A 17,138-nucleotide genomic window follows, 5' to 3' on the forward strand; every position below is an offset into this window, starting at 1 on the left:
AGCAACTATGTCTAGATTAACACTGATTGCCTCGGCATTATTAGCCGCAGGTCTTACCGGCTGTGATGCCCCAAAGGTAGCAGAGCAAGCTGCGCCGGGCGCTCCTGGTGACAAACCGTATTGGACCTATTCGGATAAAACCGGCATTGGCACCTCATATGAGGCCTATCAAAATGGTCAGTACGCAGATACAGCAAGTACTGGTGTGGTTTCCAAGGTGTGGTTTTCAATTGCCAAAGGGCAGATCACAGAAACCATGTTTGGGCTAATTCATGAAGCACAAATTCGCGACATGCAATTTATTATCACAGGTGATGGCTTTACTGTTACAGAGCAAGATGAGCTGGAAGTCAGCATAGATTATCTTGATAAAGATGCGGATGGGCGTCCCCAGTCTTTGGCTTATAAGGTACTGAGTAAAGATCCTGCGGGTCGTTTCACCCTTGAAAAGCATATCTTCACTGATCCAGACAGCCAAACGCTGTTTGTGCGTGCCATAGTGCATACCGAGCGTAGCGACTTGAACTTGTACGTTAACGTCAATCCTTACATCAATAACAATGGGTTGCATGATTCAGCTCGTGTTACCTCACAAGGGCTGGTTGCGTCTGAACAGGACAAAGTGCTGACACTGCAAGCGAGCGTGCCATTTGCCATCGCCAGCGTTGGTTTTAGTGGCAAAAGTGACAATTTGAGCGCACTGAAAACTCAGCAAAAGTTAGCTGCAACTTACACCACCACGGGCGAGCAAACTGGCAACGTCAATTGGCTTGCCAGTGTCGGTGCAGTTAAAAACGGTCAAGGCGTGGATTTTGCGCTCAGCTTTGGTGCCAGCGAAGCGATGAGTTTTGCTGAGGGCAGCAAAGCATTAAAACGTGGCTACCAAAGTGTGCTTGATCACTACAATGGCAAAGGTGAGGCAATTGGTTGGCAAGATTATTTGGCGTCTCTTACGCCTTTAGCCAATATGCGCAGCAATACCGCCGATGGTGGTAAGTTATTAAATACCAGTGCGTTGGTGCTCAAAGCTCAGGAAGACAAAAGCTATGCTGGCGCGGTGATTGCGTCATTGTCTAACCCTTGGGGTGATACAGTTTCGGCAGAAACGGGTAATACCGGCTATAAAGCTGTATGGGTACGTGATTTTTATCAAGTAGCAATGGCCTTTATGGCGCTTGGCGACGCGGAAACGGCGTTAACTGCATTTGAGTATCTACAAAAAGTTCAAGTGACAGAGCACACCCCAGGCAACCAAGGTGATACGGGCTGGTTTTTACAGAAAACCCATGTTGACGGTGAACTTGAGTGGGTAGGGGTGCAGTTAGATCAAACCGCAATGCCAATTATGTTAGCGTGGAAATTGTGGCAAGCGGGCGTGCTGAGTGATGAAAAGCTGCGTCATTGGTATTACGCAATGTTAAAGCCTGCAGCGGACTTTTTAGTGCACGGCGGTAAAGCGAAGATATTATGGAATGATACTCAAATTACACCTCCAGCCACGCAACAGGAGCGCTGGGAAGAGCAAAATGGCTATTCGCCATCGACCACAGCCGCGGTGATTGCAGGCTTAGTTACCGCCAGTGAAATCGCCGCGGCAGTGGGTGATGAAGCGGCGGCGCAATACTTAGCAACAGCCAAGCAGTACAATGCTGAAGTGGAACAAACTATGTTTACCACAGCTGGCAATCTGCCGAGTGCACAAAGCGATGGTCAATATTTTATCCGTATAGGCCAAGATGCAAACCCTAACACCGACAAACCACTCAATGCTAATAATGGCCGCCAAGGCCTAGATAAACGCCTTATTATCGACGGCGGCTTTTTGGAGTTAGTACGCTACGGCGTGCGTCCGGCGGATGCGCCAAGCATAGTGGCAAGCTTACCTGAATACGACGATGAAACCCTTGAGGACAATTTACGCGTTAAATACAGCTTTACGTTTGCAGGTGAAGCGGGAACTTATCCGGGCTATCGTCGTTATGGTAATGACGGTTATGGTGAAGATCAGGTGACAGGTAATAATTATGCGCAAGGTGGTAAAAACTCCCCTGATCAGCGTGGTCGAGTTTGGCCGTTTTTCACAGGTGAACGTGGTCATTATGAGCTAGCTGCAGCATTGCAAACCGGCACGCTGAGCAACGAAAAACGACAAAGCTTAAAGAACACTTACGTCAAAGGCATGGAGCTGTTTGCCAACGAGGGTATGATGTTACCTGAGCAAGTGTGGGATAACGTCGGTAAAAATAGCAAAGCTTATGCCTTGGGCGAGGGCACTAATTCCGCCACGCCATTGGCTTGGACCCATGCTGAGTATGTAAAGCTGGTGCGTTCTTTGACTGAGCAACAGGTATGGGATCATTACCCTGTGGTCGCTGAAAAATTGACCTCTCAGTAGTCGTCAGTCACTTTGATAAAAAACGCGCAAATTGCGCGTTTTTTATCAGCCGATTTTTTGTAATGAGGATTGCCGCACAATCAATTTGGGTGGTAATAAGGTCGATTCGACCGCTTCACCGTGGATCAGATTGAGTAAGTTGGCAACCAACATCTGCCCCGCTAAAGTGGTATTTTGTTGTACAGTGGTGAGCGATGGGCTGACGTAGCTGGCAGCCGCGATATTATCAAAACCCACCACACTGACTTGATGCGGCACATTAATTTCGGCTTCTTGTAAGGCACGAATAGCGCCAATCGCAATAAGATCGGAAGCCGCAAACAGCGCATTAAATTTTACATTGTTGGCGATTAATGAACGAGTCGCGTGGTAGCCAGACATCTCAGTGGAGATAGCATTGGCAATATTGCGTTCATTGAAGACAATGCCGTGCTCCGATAAACCATCCTTAAAGCCCTTAAAACGGTCGAAAAACTCTGGGCAATGATCCGAGGCATCACCAATAAACACCGCATTGGTGCGGTTGATTTTAACTAAATGCTCCGCTGCTAGCTTACCACCACCGTAGTTGTCACAGCGTACGGTTAAATCGGGACGGCCATCCACATTGGCGCCCCAGCAGACAAATTTGGTGTCGTTTTCTAACAGGCGTTGCAAGCGCGACTTATAGTCCATGTAATCGCCATAACCAAGTAAGATGATGCCATCGGCTCGGTGACTGTCTTCATATTCGGCGCGCCAATCATCGCTAGTGGATTGGAAAGATACCAGTAAGTCATAGCCTTCTTTTGCGCACGCACGGGTAATGCTGCCGAGCATGTTAAGGAAAAAAGGGTTGATCTGCGAATCGTCCCCAGTGGGATCTTCGAACAACAACAAGGCTAAGGTGCTACTTTGCTGCGTGCGTAAATTACTGGCATTTTTATCGACTTTATAATTTAGTTGCTGCGCAACTTCTCTTACCCGTCGTTTGGTTTCTTCATTTACCAGCGGACTATTACGCAATGCCCGCGACACAGTGGATTGTGATACGCCAGCATAGTGCGCAATATCGAAAGAGGTCGCTTTGCCTTTTCCTTTCATAACTAGCCTCAAAGATCTCGGAATTGTCATTGTCGGTGAATTGACATTTTTTTCAACCAATTTTCGCGAAGCGATAAATTTTTATTGCTGAACGCTGACACCGGTGTCATAATGTCAGCGTTTTATCATTTTGTTGTCAAAACGTATTGGCTGCCCTTATGCCAAAGGGCAGCATTTTTTTACTTCGAGCCGCGTGCAAAACAGCTTCGAGTAACCAAGGATAGAGAAAGTATCTGTGCTTGACACACTTTCTTGCAACGGCGTTACACGCCACGACAAACGAGAAAACAACATGACCCAGACAACACCACAACAGTGTGATTTCTCACCAATTTTAGTTGCAGATATTGGTGGTACCAATGCGCGTTTTGCCATTGCAACACAATTTGATGCTCATTCAAATACCTTTACTATTGAACATCTGCGGATTTATCCAAGTGCTGATTTTAATGCTTTTGAAGCTGCTATCAGCAAGTATCTGGATGAATTACCTATCCCTCAGCCAACGCGCGCTTGTTTAGCCGTTGCTGGACCAATTAAATCGCAGCAAGTGTACTTGACCAACTTAGGTTGGCATTTTAATGCCGAAACCGTGCAACAGCAGTTTGGTTTTGACACCTTATTGGTGATCAACGATTTTGCTGCATTTGCTTACGCGGCACCTTACCTTGATGGTAGTAAAAACCTTAATATCAAACCAGGGCAAGCTCAAGCTGCGGCCAACATTGCCGTAATGGGTCCTGGTACTGGATTTGGCGCGGCGTGTTTAGTGCGAGACATTAACGGCACTGCGGTGATGAGTTGCGAAGCGGGGCATATTTCGTTAGCACCGGTCACTGAACTTGACCGCCAACTGCTAGCTGTGCTGAAAGCCAATAACCAACATGTGTCAGTTGAAACTGTGTTCTCAGGTCCCGGCTTAGTGCGTTTGTATCGGGCAATGGCTGAGGTAAAAGGTAAACCTGCACAAGATTTAACTGCTGCGCAAATTGCTGAGTCGGCAACGTCTTGCGAAATTTGTGATGCAACATTGAATCACTTCTGTGATTGGATGGGCAGTGTCGCAGGCGATTTAGCTTTGACTTTCGGTGCCCTTGGTGGAGTTTACATAGGTGGTGGAATTTTACCGCGCATGACTGAACGTTTGCTACACAGCCGTTTTATTGACCGGTTTAGCGAAAAAGGGTTAATGTCGCAGTATACTAAACAGATCCCAGTAACTCTGGTGACGCAAGAAAACATCCCATTTATTGGCGCGGCAGCCTGTTTGCACGGACGTAAAAGTTAACTATTGGCGTAAGGTATGAAGAAAGTAACCATAAATAGTGTGGCGTTACATGCAGGGGTTTCGAAAAAAACCGTTTCACGGGTATTGAACAACGAACCGAATGTAAGCCCAGAAACGCGGGAAAAAGTCCTCAAAGTATTTAAGGAATTGGATTATACGCCAAACCCAATTGCACGAGGATTAGCACGCAATCGTAGTTTTATCATAGGCTGTTTGTATGACAACCCAAGTAAAAGCTACATTACCCGGGTGCAAAGTGGGGCGTTAGAAGCCTGCCATAAATATGGTTACAACTTACTTATCCATCCGTGCGAATTGCGTGGTGGTGAACTTATCGCCAATATTGAACAGCTATTACAAACCTCGCGACTGGATGGCTTAGTGCTCACGCCGCCATTTTCAGACTCGCAAGAGCTGGTTAACTTTCTGAAGAAAAAAGCCATCCCCTATGCCAGAGTCGCATCAGCGTTAAAAGATGATGATTCAATTAGCGTGCGCAGCAATGATGAACAAGGTGCATTTGAAATAACAGAGCATTTAATTGCGCTTGGTCATCAAGATATTGCGTTTATCAAAGGCCACCCGGATCACAGTGCCACCGAGCTGCGTTTTAAAGGTTACAAACGCGCCTTGGCAGAACATCAAATTGCGTTCCAGCCGCGTTTGGTGGCGGAAGGTAACTTCAGTTACCACTCAGGGGCGGATAGCGCAAAAACGATTTTAGATTTGCAGCCAAGGCCTACAGCCGTGTTTGCCTCGAATGATTACATGGCCGCCGCAGTACTTAAGCTAGCAACTCAGCGGCAGTTGCGCGTGCCGGATGAATTGTCGATAGCTGGCTTTGATAATGCGCCAATAGCACGCCATATTTGGCCCGGATTGACCACGATTGCTCAGCCCGTAGAAGAAATGACCCGTATGGCAGTAGAGCAATTGATCATGGCCATCAGTGAACCGCAAGAGCATGTGTTTCAAACTGTGCTCGAAGCCAAATTGATCTGCCGAGAATCCACAGCGGCAAGAGCCAACGCGGCAAACTAAAGATTTCAGTTACTTGCCAAAGCACCTGTGATGGGTGCTTTTTTTATTTTTGCGCCACCATCTCTGTCCACTCTGTTTGCCTCACTTAATGCAAATACGATAAAAAAGCATAAAAGCAAGACCAACCAAAGCAAATGGTTATTAGGCTTTCCAAGCGATAAATGTAAAATGGCTATAAGTTATTGCAAATAATTATAAGGTTTTTGAGCCATGCCCTACCAATGCCGTCAACAGTCTTTCCAACCCAGTGCGAATGCGCCAGTGTACCTTGACGCCAATGCCACTACCCCAGTTTTGCCACAAATAGCGGCAGTGGTAAGCCATGCTATGCAAGTATGCTTTGGTAATCCGTCGAGTGCTCATATTACCGGGGTGCAGGCTAAGCACACGCTGGAACAGGCCAGACAAAGAGCAAGGCAGTTGGTGGGCGCGGGAGAAGGAGAGATCTTATTTACTTCGGGTGCCACAGAAGGGATCCAAACTGCCATCGTTTCAGCATTAATCGCCGCCAAGCCAAAATCGCACGCGAAGTCCTTGTTGCTCTACGGTGCAACTGAGCATAAAGCGGTGCCTAACACGCTAAAACATTGGAACCAAGTGTTGGGCATCAATGCTGAGGTGAAAGCGATACCGGTTGATGAGCAAGGCTTACTAGATTTTGCGTTTCTCGCGGCGCATTGTAAGGATGCGTTGATGGTTTGCACTATGGCGGTGAACAACGAAACCGGCGTTATTCAAGACTTAGCCAAAGTTGAAAAACTGCTGCGAGCGGAAAACCCTGACTGTGCTTGGATGGTAGATTGTGTGCAAGCACTGGGCAAGCAAAGCTTAAAGCTAAGCGAAAGCACGATTGATTACGCGCCGTTTTCGGGGCATAAATTATATGCCCCGAAAGGTATAGGTATGCTCTATATTCGCCACGGCGCACCTTATACGCCCTTTATTGCGGGCGGCGGTCAAGAAGGCGGAATGCGCTCTGGCACTGAAAACTTGCCTGGCATTGCAGGGTTTAGTGAGCTGTGTCGATTACTGTTAGATAAAACGGATTCACCTTTCCAAGCGGTTGAAACACTGTACGAGTACCGCGAGCAATTACGCGATGCCATTGTTGACACTTTTGGACAAGTGACTTTTCACCACGATTTCGCGCGCTCAGTGCCAACAACCCTCAATTTTTCGGTTGATAATCTGACATCCAAAGAAGTGATTGATTTATTTGACGCTGCTGGCATTCGTGTCAGTGGTGGCTCGGCTTGTAGCTCAGGCTCGAACCGCAGTTTTGTGTTGGATGCGATGGGGCGCAGCAATTGGCAAAGTGAAAATGCGATTCGGATGTCGTTTGGTCCTGCCGATAGCCCAGCGCAAATTGCCACAGCTTGCGCGCGAATTAAAGCACTTAAGCCAATATTGGCGCAAAACTGCCTAATCGTGTCGGATAGCCAATATCCAGAAAAAGAAGCCTGTGCCATAGGTTTAACTCAGTTTCGCCATCAAGGCGCATGCAGCTGGCTGTATGTGAGCGAAAACCGTGATGCTGTGGTGATAGATCCAATAGTTGAATTGGTGCCTCGCATTGAGCGTTTGATCCATAAACAGCAATTACAGGTAAAAGCTGTCTTAGACACCCATCAGCATCAAGACCGCGTATCAGGCCGCGCCATTTTGTGTGCTGCATTGCAACTTGAGCATGATGTACCACATTTTGCGGCAATGCTCGGTTGGCCAGTTTCAGAAGATGAACTGCAACTCGGTGATGCGCACTTACAAGTGTGCAAAACACCTGGACATTCGGCAGAAAGCGTGAGTTATTTGCTAAAACAGCAAGGGCAAGTGCAAATTTGCTTTTGTGGCGATTTAGTACTGCCACATGGTCTTGGCAGTACCATCAAAGACAGCGGCGATGCGTATGCGATGGCCAGCAGTTTACTGCAACTTAATCATTTGTTACGAGATGGTACTGTGATGTGCTCAGCACACGACTATCAACAGTGTTTTGCTATCACTTGGAAAATTCAAAAAGACCAACTGCCACTGCTTGGGGCTTTATGCGAAGGCTCATTGAGCGTCGAAGAGTTTGCCAGTCAAAATGCGGATGCAAGCGTGATTGAAGCACATCAAAATGAACTCGACTTATGTGGCTTCTTGGACTGTGCACTAGCGGCAAATTACGACGAACTGAGTAACGACCAAGCGCTTGCGTGGTTAAATCAACATAACGCAACGTTAATCGATACCCGTGAGGCTTATGAGCACTGCGCGCAATGTACGCCGTGCGAAATACTGAGCCAAGCCAAGTCACAACTTAATATTCCACTTAGTCGCATGGCGGATGCCATCAATCGTGGCATTATTCAGCCGCAAGGGGCTTATTTGTTGTTGTGTCGCACTGGTAATCGCTCAAGGCAAGCCGCGCTGACACTGAAAAATCTTGGATTTACCCAAGTGTGCAATCTAAAAGGTGGCGTGGCGCTAAACTAAGCGCCACTCGATATGGCAGGGTATGGCTAGTTTGCTATACCGCCACTGCTTTCACGTACCACCATAGACGGGGTAAACACCGTCATGATCTCTTTATCAAGATTACGTGGTCCACGGGTTTTACTAAACAGTAAACGCGCCGCATGCTGCGAAATGACATCGTTTTCTTGATGCGCTGTGGTCAGTTTTGGCCAAGTTTGACGCGAGAATGGCGAGTCTTCAAAGCCAGTGATTGACAGTTGTTCTGGGATGGCGATATTCATTAGGCGTGCAGCAAATAATGCGCCTGCTGCGATTTCATCGTTACCACCCATTATCGCAGTGATGTTAAGCGGGTTGTCGGCAGCAAGTAATGATTTGGCACCTTGCACACCCGATTCAAACGAATAGTTACCACGATATATTAATGCTTCGTCAAAGGGTATTTTGCTGTCTTGCAACGCGGCTTGATATCCGGCTAAACGTTCTGAAGTTGATTTATGTTCCTCATCACCACATAAAAATGCAATGCGACGATGGCCGTGGCGGATCAAGTGCTCGGTAATTTCATACGAGGCAGCATAGTCATTGACGTAGATACAGTTACGCTCATCTTCGCCAAGCTGATCTGGGCGGCCAGATAAAATGCGCACAAATTCGACGTCCATTTCTTCTAGTAACGCGATAATATCGGCTTGCTCTGAGAGTGGGGGAGTCAATACTAAACCCGCCAAGCGAGAGCGTTTGATCATAGTTTGAAACTCGTCGACCATGTTTTCGTCGTTATAACTGCACGGGTGGATCACCAGCTCGTAGCCTTCTTTGCGACAGCGCGACAACACCCCATTTTGCATATCAATAACATAGTAGGCGTTGGGATTATCATAAACCAAGCCAATGGTGAAAGAAGAAGTCCCGGCCAAATTACGGGCGGCGAGATTGGGTTGGTAGTTAAGTTCTTTAACCGCACTCATGACTTGATCAAAAGTTTTTTTCCGTACTGAAGGTTCATTATTAATAACCCTAGAAACGGTTTTCATCGAAACTCCAGCGAGTTTCGCGACGTCGTTTATCGTGACTTTCATATTGTTATTCTTCAACCTGACTGAAGCCGTTAGCTTATCCCTTTATTGTCGCCTGCAATTTCGCGATGCGACTTACCCAATACAAGGTAAATACTATGGTGTCATTGCTCACTATCAGCGTACCAAGACTGGTACAATAATGCGTAGTGAAGCGATACGCACGATTATTTTGCCGCAACGAATACTGAGGTCGTGGCGCAAATATGTCTTCATGAAAGGATCACGTGCATTTGCTAGTCTACTGGAAGTGAAAAAAAATTAGCAGCAAAAAGATCATAAATAAATTTATGATACCGGTGTCAAAAGGAAAAAATTCAGCTATTATGCGCAGCATATACTGAAAAATAAGATGTTTGACAGCGTTGTCATTTTAACTTATCGTTAACTGCAACAGTCTTAATCTCTTTGCACATTTCGCAATGAGAGTGAAAAACTTATTATTAATCAGCTTATTGTGTTTTAGGGGAAGTTTTCTATGAGTTGTCGTACAGAGCTATCGAGCTGGCAAGCCTTGGAGAAAAGTGCTGCTGCACTTCAATCTACGCATTTGAAGGCCTTGTTTGCAGCAGACGCAGAGCGTTTTGCTAAGTTCTCGTGTCAGATCCCAGGCGTCTTGTTTGACTACTCTAAACAACTAGTTAACGACCAAGTTGTCGCCCAATTACTGCAGTTAGCCAAAGAATGCGATATCGCAGGTTGGCGTAACCGGATGTTCAGTGGCGAGAAAATCAACTTTACCGAAAACCGCGCGGTACTACATGTGGCGCTGCGCGATCGCAGTGGTCGTGCAACTATGGTTGACGGCGTGAATGTAACCGCTCAAGTTAACACTGAGCTTGAGAAGATAAAACGATTCACCGAGCAAGTGCGCAGTGGCAACTGGTTGGGGTACAGTGGCAAAGCTATGACAGACGTCGTTGCTATTGGTGTGGGTGGTTCAAACCTTGGCCCGCAAATGGTAACCGAGGCGTTAAAAAGCTACGCTGATAACACCTTACGCGTACACTATGTGTCGAACGTCGATGGTGTGCAGCTTAGCCATGCATTACAAGGGCTGAACCCTGAAACTACATTATTTGTAGTATCTTCAAAGACTTTTACCACCTCAGAGACCATGACGAATGCGCGCTCTGCGGTAGAATGGTTACTTGCAGCAGCGCAACAGCAAACTGCAATAGCCAAGCACTTTGTGGCAGTAAGTACTAATCTAGAAAAGACCCGTGCGTTTGGCATCGAAGATGAAAACGTATTTACTATGTGGGATTGGGTCGGTGGACGCTTCTCATTGTGGAGTGCAATCGGTTTACCTATCGCACTATATTTAGGGTTTGATGCTTTTATCGCTGTGCTGGAAGGCGCCTTTGAAGTTGATGAACATTTTTGCCAAGCAGAAGACGCGCAAAATATTCCATTATTGATGGCGCTGTTAAGTGTTTGGAACACAAGCTTTTTAGGCCATACAGCACAAGCTATATTGCCGTACGACCAAGCACTGCATATGTTGCCAGCGTATTTGCAGCAAGGCGAAATGGAAAGTAACGGTAAATCAGTGGCATTTGATGGTCAAACGGTACCGTATACCACAGTACCCTTGATTTGGGGTATGACAGGTATTAACGGTCAACATGCCTTTTATCAGTATTTACACCAAGGCAATAACATAGTTCCGGCGGACTTTATTGCTTCACTTGAGCCACAAATTAAAGTCGGTCAGCATCACGATATTTTGCTGTCGAACTTCTTCGCTCAAACCGAAGCTATGATGGCAGGCGTAGATGCTGAAGCCGTAACAAAAGATTTAACTGCGAAAGGTAAATCAGCAGATGAAATCGCTGAGTTGCTTGCGCATAAAATTCACCAAGGTAACCGCCCAACATCGTCTTTTATTTTGGACAAAGTGGATGCGAAAGGGGTTGGCCGTTTGGTGGCACTGTATGAGCATAAAATTTTCTGCCAAGGCATTATTTTGCAGATTTGCTCATTTGATCAGTGGGGTGTTGAGCTTGGCAAAGGTCTAGCGTCAGCAATTGAGAAAGAGTTGTTTGATGATGCGGTAACTAACCCGCATGACAGCTCAACAGCTGGACTGATTGCCTACTATAAAGCTCGCCGCCAATAAAGATTTCGTCACGTAAGTGACAAACCAGTTCACGCAATGTGACAAGAATACCTTTGAACGGGTAGCGCTGGAGTTCTTAGGGCCTGTATTTTTGTGAGAGGAATTACAGTGCCCCTAAGGCTCATTTAAATTCAATACTCTGCCTGTCTTAAAGTACAATATTGCAAACGAATTCAACGTGCTTTTACGTTACTAAAGCGACACTGTCAGCTATACAAAGCATATTCCTCGGAATATTGTCTTGAGTAAGCATAAATGGTGTTGCGAAAATTAACCAAGTTAGAGAGAAGATTATGCTAAATCCTTTTGATATTGTCATTTTTGGCGGTGGTGGCGACCTAGCACTACGCAAGTTGCTGCCAGCATTGTACCGTGCATATCAAGAAGGGAATCTACCTGAAGGTACGCGTATCCTGCCATCTGTTCGTGAAGCCAGCAAACAACAAGAATATATCGATACGGCACATGAAGCGATGCAAGCGCACTTAGGTAAAGGTGAATACAATAGCGCTGATTGGCAAGCCTTCGCCAAATATATCGTACCTGTGGTGATCAACGTTACTGAAGCAGATGCACATTGGGACGATTTACACGCTATTTTAAATAGTGATGCTAACGACAAATCACGCGTGTTTTATTTGTCATTACCGCCAGCAGTTTATGGCACTTGCTGTGAGATTTTGTCAAAGAAAGATTTAATCACACCGACTTCACGTGTGGTGGTAGAAAAGCCAATCGGTTATTGTGGTCAATCAGCTGAGGAAATCAACGCTAAAATTGCGCAGTATTTCGAAGAGAACCAAATCTTCCGTATCGACCATTATCTTGGTAAAGAAACCGTACAAAACTTAATGGCACTACGTTTTTCAAACTCTTTATTTGAAAATATGTGGGACGCTAAAGTTATCGACAATATTCAGATCAGTATTTCTGAAACAGTTGGTTTAGAGAGTCGCGCAGGCTTCTATGACAAAGCAGGTGCGCTACGCGATATGGTGCAAAATCACTTATTGCAATTGCTGTGCTTGGTTGCAATGGAATCCCCTCATAAACTGAACGCGAACAGTATCCGTACTGAGAAGCTTAAAGTATTGGAAGCGTTACGTCCGTTAGTGGGTAAAGATGTGGATGCCAATATTGTGCGCGGTCAATATGTACCTGGTGATTTGGCAGGTAAGTTAGTACCGGGTTACTTAGAGGAGCTCGGTGAAGGTTCAAGTAAAACAGAAACTTTTGTTGCTATTCGTGCGCACATTGACAACTGGCGTTGGGCAGGTGTGCCGTTCTACTTACGTACCGGCAAACGCATGAAAAAACGCTGTGCGGAAATTGTAGTTGAATACAAAAAAGTATCGCACAACGTCTACGGTGAGTCGGTTGGACCCATTCAACCAAACCGTTTGGTGATCCGCTTACAGCCGGAAGAAAGCATCCAGTTGACCTTAATGTCTAAGCGCATGGACAATCTTGAGATGCAACTTGAGCCAGTGACACTCAATATTGAACTGAGCCAAAAATACACCAACACTTATTACTCAGATGCTTACAAGCGTTTGATGCTAGACGCAGCGGCAAACAACCCATCACTCTTTATTCATCGTGATGAAGTGCGTCAAGCTTGGCAATGGATTGACCCAATTATTGAGCGTTGGCAGGCAAAAGGTTCTCCAGCACTTTACCGTGCGGGTACTTGGGGACCAGAAGATGCGGATGAATTGCTGGCAGAAAATAACCACACTTGGTTTAATGCCGGAGAGAAATGCTAATGGCGGTACTAAACGAACATTTCTTCGTAAGTAAGCAAGCAATGACAGAAGCGCTCGCTGAGTTATTGCAAACTGAATTGCAAGCGGCAACAGCCGAAGGCAATGAGGCTGTGTTGATGGTGTCGGGTGGTTCATCGCCGAAGGCTGCTTATGAATATCTTTCGGGCGTTGACCTAGCTTGGGATAAAATTACTGTTGCTATGGTTGATGAGCGTTGGGTTGATGCGAATCACGATAAATCAAATGAAGCATTTATCAAAGCCACGTTGTTACAAAACAAAGCGCAACATGCGCGTTTTGTAACCATGAAAAACTCAGCTCAAACAGCGCAAGCTGGGCAGGTTGAATGTGAAGCGGCTTATCAAACACTACAAAAGCCTTTCGCAGTTAGCATTTTAGGCATGGGGCCTGACGGCCACACGGCATCTTTGTTCCCTCACGCCGATGGGTTAGCGCATGCGTTAACAACGGCAGATTTAACAGCTGCTATCAATGCCATAGAAAGTGAAGTGACGGGGAAAATCACGGAGCGAATGACATTGTCTTTAGCTGGTATTGCCGCTGCAAAGCAAGTGGTTTTACTGATTAGCGGCGAAGATAAACGCGCTGTATACGAACAAGCTAAGCAAGCAGGGGATGTTGCTGATATGCCACTTCGAGCGGTATTACAGCACCCAGACATCAATTTGACGGTATTTTGGGCACCCTAATACCATTGAGCTAGGGAAAAGCGCCAAATTGGCGCTTTTTTCATAATAACTTCATGAAAAACACTGGTGCAATCAGTTTGAGTTTGATAAAATGACAGCGTTGTCATTGAGATTTATTCTCAAACCCTTGGATCATTACACCTGCCCAGTGAATGTATTCTATCTTGAATGAAATTTGTTCATTCGGTTAATCCCTGTCCCGATATCAACGCACAACACTTCTCTTACTGTATTTTATTGTGATATAGTCCAGCCGTTTAATTGTAACAAATCATCAACCAAATTTATTTTTTGCTATATTATTCATATGTTTAATCGTTTTATGAATTTTTTTCCTAGGGTTGATTAAAAAACATGTAGCGGATTTGTAATTTTGGGTGTATGGTTTGTTATTAGATGACAGCGTTGTCATCATCACTGGGCAGAAGTGATATTAAAACCAACAAAATGATTCAAGGGGAATCCTGTGTTAGCTAATAATTTCAAAAAGAGCTTACTCGCGTTAAATGTTGGCCTGGTCCTAACTGGAGCAAGCGTAACTGGTTTTGCATATGCAGAAGAGCAAGGTTCACAAGTAAAAGAAGATGTTGAAGTCATTGAAGTGCGTGGCATTCGTCGTTCACTAGAAGCATCACTCAACACTAAACGTTTTGCCAACTCTGTTGTCGATGCAGTGTCTGCAGAAGATGTAGGTAAATTCCCTGATAGTGACGTGGGTGAAGCATTAGGCCGTATTCCAGGTGTGGCTGTGGGCCGTCAATTTGGTCAGGGTCAGCAAGTTTCTATCCGTGGTACTTCAGCACAGTTAACCAGCACTTTGTTAAATGGTCACACTGTGGCATCAACTGGCTGGTATGATCAACAAAGTATTGACCGTAGCTTTAACTACACTTTATTACCACCAGAGTTAATCGGTGGCATCGATGTGTATAAATCTTCACAAGCAAATATCGTTGAAGGCGGTATCGGTGGTACGGTTATCGTAAAAACCCGTAAACCTTTAGAGTTAGATGCAAACACAGCGTTTGCTGGTATTAAAGCAGATTACGGTTCAGTGTCTGAAGAAACCGATCCTAGCGTAACTGGCTTATATAGCTGGAAAAACGATGACGAAACGTTCGGTGTGTTAGGCTCTGTTGCATATGCAGAAACTAACTACCAACGTAATGGTATCGAATCATTAGTTGGCTGGGGTGACATCGCACCAACAACTTTCCAACAGGCGCGTGAAAGAACTGCGGTTAACGTAGCATTTCAATATGCACCAAGTGAAAATTTAGAGTTTGGTTTAAACCTAATGTCACTTGATCTGGAAGCTGACAACGTAAACACGTCAATTTTCATGATGTTCCCAGATGACAAAACCGCAGCTTGTGAAGCGTTAAACCTTCAAGGTACATGTGTGCTTTACCGCCGTGGTGCATCAGATGAACTTTCTGCATGGGCACAAACTTGGGCTCGTGTTGCTAGCATGTCTTCTGACACTGTTGACTTCACTTTCAAATATCAAGCAGAACAATTTACCGTTTCAGGTCGTTTTGGTAGCACTAAATCTGAAGGTGGTACAGATTTAACTTCTAACTACGGTACTTGGATTGGTCAACCAGCTGATTTCGCAGGTCTATACGACATGCGCGGCGACGTGATCAATATTGACATCGCTAAAACAGCTTGGGAAGGTAGTGATTTCCAAACTAAGTTAGAGCCAGCAGGTTGGTCTTTGAAGAAGCAACCTAACACGGATGAAGAGCAATACGCACAAATCGATTTCGAAATCCCAGTTGAAGCCGGTATCTTTACTAAGATTTACACGGGTTTCCGTTGGGCTGACCACGATGTTAAGCAAGAAACTATTCCAGCGGTACTAGCTGCATCAATAACTGCTTATGATGCATCTAAATACTATTCAGGTACAGTTTCATCAGGTGCTGGTTTAACATTACCAGAAGCAATCCACAGCGCGATGATCACTGATGCTTGGGCTGCAATCGCTGGGTTTGATACCAACAATACTACTTACAAAGCGGGTTACGGTACAATCAACGAGGAAAACATTGCGGTATACGCAATGGCTGATTTCCAAACTGAAAATGCTCGCGGCAATATCGGTATTCGTTACGTAGCAACGGATGCATCTTCTGATTACTACGGTTTCCAATCAAACGGCGAGTATGAAAATACATTGTCAACAGACTCTGGCGATTACAACGAAGTATTGCCAAGTGTAAACATCGCTTATGACCTAGCTGAAAACGTCATTTTACGTTTCGCAGCGTCTCACGCGATTGCTCGTCCTAACTACGCAGACATGTTCTCAGCTTCTTCACTAGCTGGTTACAATGATGACGTAGCGGGTAACGAAGTACTGAAGAAAGGTAATGTGGGTCTTAAGCCATTTAAGTCAGAGCAGTTTGATGTTGGTATCGAGTACTACTTCGGTGGCGACGGTATGTTCTCTGCAACTTACTTCGAAAAAGACATCAAAACCTTTACTACTACCGAACAGCAACTTGGCCAAAGCATTGGTATCGTAGATCCACGTTCAGGTGTGGATAGCTGGACACTTGCAACTATGGTTAATGGTACAGGCGGTGAGATCAAAGGGGTTGAACTTCAACTTCAAGATGGTTTTGATAATGGCTTCGGTTACCAAGTTAACTATACCTTTGCTGACGGTACAGCGCCTGCGGAAAACTACCCAGACCGTATCCCAGTATTCTCTGACTCATCACGTCACACTGTTAACTTAGTTGGTTACTATGAAGCGGATGACTACAGTGTACGTTTAGCGTACAACTGGCGTTCAGAGTACATGGTACGTGAAGAGCCTGGTTTCTACGGTAACCGTGAACACCAAGACTACGGTACACTTGACCTAAGTGCGAACTACGATGTGAACGAATACATCACATTGACGTTTGAAGCTGTGAACCTAACTGAAGAAGACAGTATTCAGATCGGTCGCGCACCACAAAATGCTGAAGTTAAACCAGAATTGAAACTTGGTTACCCAGCTTGGTCATTTGAAGGTGAAGCTCGCTACAAAGTTGGCGTAAACTTCCGCTTCTAATCGAAAATTCATTGATATTAAAAGCCACATTTGATGTGGCTTTTTTATTTTTGGCTCTAAATTACTTGCAGTAGGTGGTTATCATCAATTAGGCTTTGCCTGAAAGAATACCCATGTTAATTCC

General features: G+C 45.4%; 10 protein-coding genes. 8 read left to right on the forward strand and 2 right to left on the reverse strand.

The genetic code is table 11. The annotated features are described in order from the left end of the window. The first annotated feature begins 7 nt into the window (after positions 1-7). Positions 8-2,395 (forward strand): glycoside hydrolase family 15 protein, encoded by a 2,388-nt coding sequence (locus ACFOEE_RS16400; RefSeq protein WP_377126714.1) that lies wholly within the window; start codon positions 8-10, stop codon positions 2,393-2,395. A gap of 45 nt (positions 2,396-2,440) precedes the next feature. Here ACFOEE_RS16400 and ACFOEE_RS16405 read toward each other — a convergent pair whose 3' ends face one another. After that, complete coding sequence (locus tag ACFOEE_RS16405; protein ID WP_377126717.1) at positions 2,441-3,478, reverse strand: LacI family DNA-binding transcriptional regulator; 1,038 nt, start codon at positions 3,476-3,478, stop codon at positions 2,441-2,443. Positions 3,479-3,770: 292 nt separating this feature from the next. Between ACFOEE_RS16405 and glk the strand changes: the two genes are divergently transcribed. From glk to ACFOEE_RS16420, 3 genes are all read left to right on the forward strand, one after another. Continuing rightward, entirely contained in the window at positions 3,771-4,766 is a 996-nt protein-coding gene (gene glk / locus ACFOEE_RS16410) for a glucokinase (RefSeq protein ID WP_377126720.1), read from the forward strand. Positions 4,767-4,781: 15 nt separating this feature from the next. Further along, positions 4,782-5,807: a LacI family DNA-binding transcriptional regulator gene (locus ACFOEE_RS16415; RefSeq protein WP_377126723.1), complete on the forward strand. Its 1,026-nt coding sequence runs from the start codon at positions 4,782-4,784 to the stop codon at positions 5,805-5,807. Positions 5,808-6,017: 210 nt separating this feature from the next. Continuing rightward, a complete protein-coding gene (locus ACFOEE_RS16420) occupies positions 6,018-8,285 on the forward strand; it encodes an aminotransferase class V-fold PLP-dependent enzyme (RefSeq protein ID WP_377126726.1) in 2,268 nt (755 codons plus the stop codon). A gap of 26 nt (positions 8,286-8,311) precedes the next feature. On the opposite strand, the gene ACFOEE_RS16425 is transcribed toward ACFOEE_RS16420, so the two are convergent. After that, positions 8,312-9,349 (reverse strand): LacI family DNA-binding transcriptional regulator, encoded by a 1,038-nt coding sequence (locus ACFOEE_RS16425; RefSeq protein WP_377126729.1) that lies wholly within the window; start codon positions 9,347-9,349, stop codon positions 8,312-8,314. 475 nt (positions 9,350-9,824) lie between these two features. Between ACFOEE_RS16425 and pgi the strand changes: the two genes are divergently transcribed. The 4 genes from pgi (at position 9,825) to ACFOEE_RS16445 (ending at position 17,014) form a co-directional block, all read left to right on the forward strand. Next, positions 9,825-11,468: a glucose-6-phosphate isomerase gene (gene pgi / locus ACFOEE_RS16430; RefSeq protein ID WP_377126732.1), complete on the forward strand. Its 1,644-nt coding sequence runs from the start codon at positions 9,825-9,827 to the stop codon at positions 11,466-11,468. A gap of 293 nt (positions 11,469-11,761) precedes the next feature. Further along, positions 11,762-13,234, forward strand: a complete 1,473-nt coding sequence (zwf, locus tag ACFOEE_RS16435) for a glucose-6-phosphate dehydrogenase (RefSeq protein WP_377126735.1) — start codon at positions 11,762-11,764, stop codon at positions 13,232-13,234. Beyond that, complete coding sequence (pgl, locus tag ACFOEE_RS16440; RefSeq protein ID WP_377126737.1) at positions 13,234-13,944, forward strand: 6-phosphogluconolactonase; 711 nt, start codon at positions 13,234-13,236, stop codon at positions 13,942-13,944. The genes zwf and pgl overlap by 1 nt, the downstream gene beginning before the upstream one ends. Positions 13,945-14,410: 466 nt before the next feature. Continuing rightward, on the forward strand, positions 14,411-17,014 hold the full coding sequence (locus tag ACFOEE_RS16445; protein WP_377126740.1) for a TonB-dependent receptor: 2,604 nt from the start codon (positions 14,411-14,413) through the stop codon (positions 17,012-17,014). The last annotated feature ends 124 nt before the right edge of the window (positions 17,015-17,138 follow it).

Source organism: Pseudoalteromonas fenneropenaei, assembly GCF_042643375.1.
In the GTDB taxonomy this organism is placed as follows: domain Bacteria; phylum Pseudomonadota; class Gammaproteobacteria; order Enterobacterales; family Alteromonadaceae; genus Pseudoalteromonas; species Pseudoalteromonas fenneropenaei.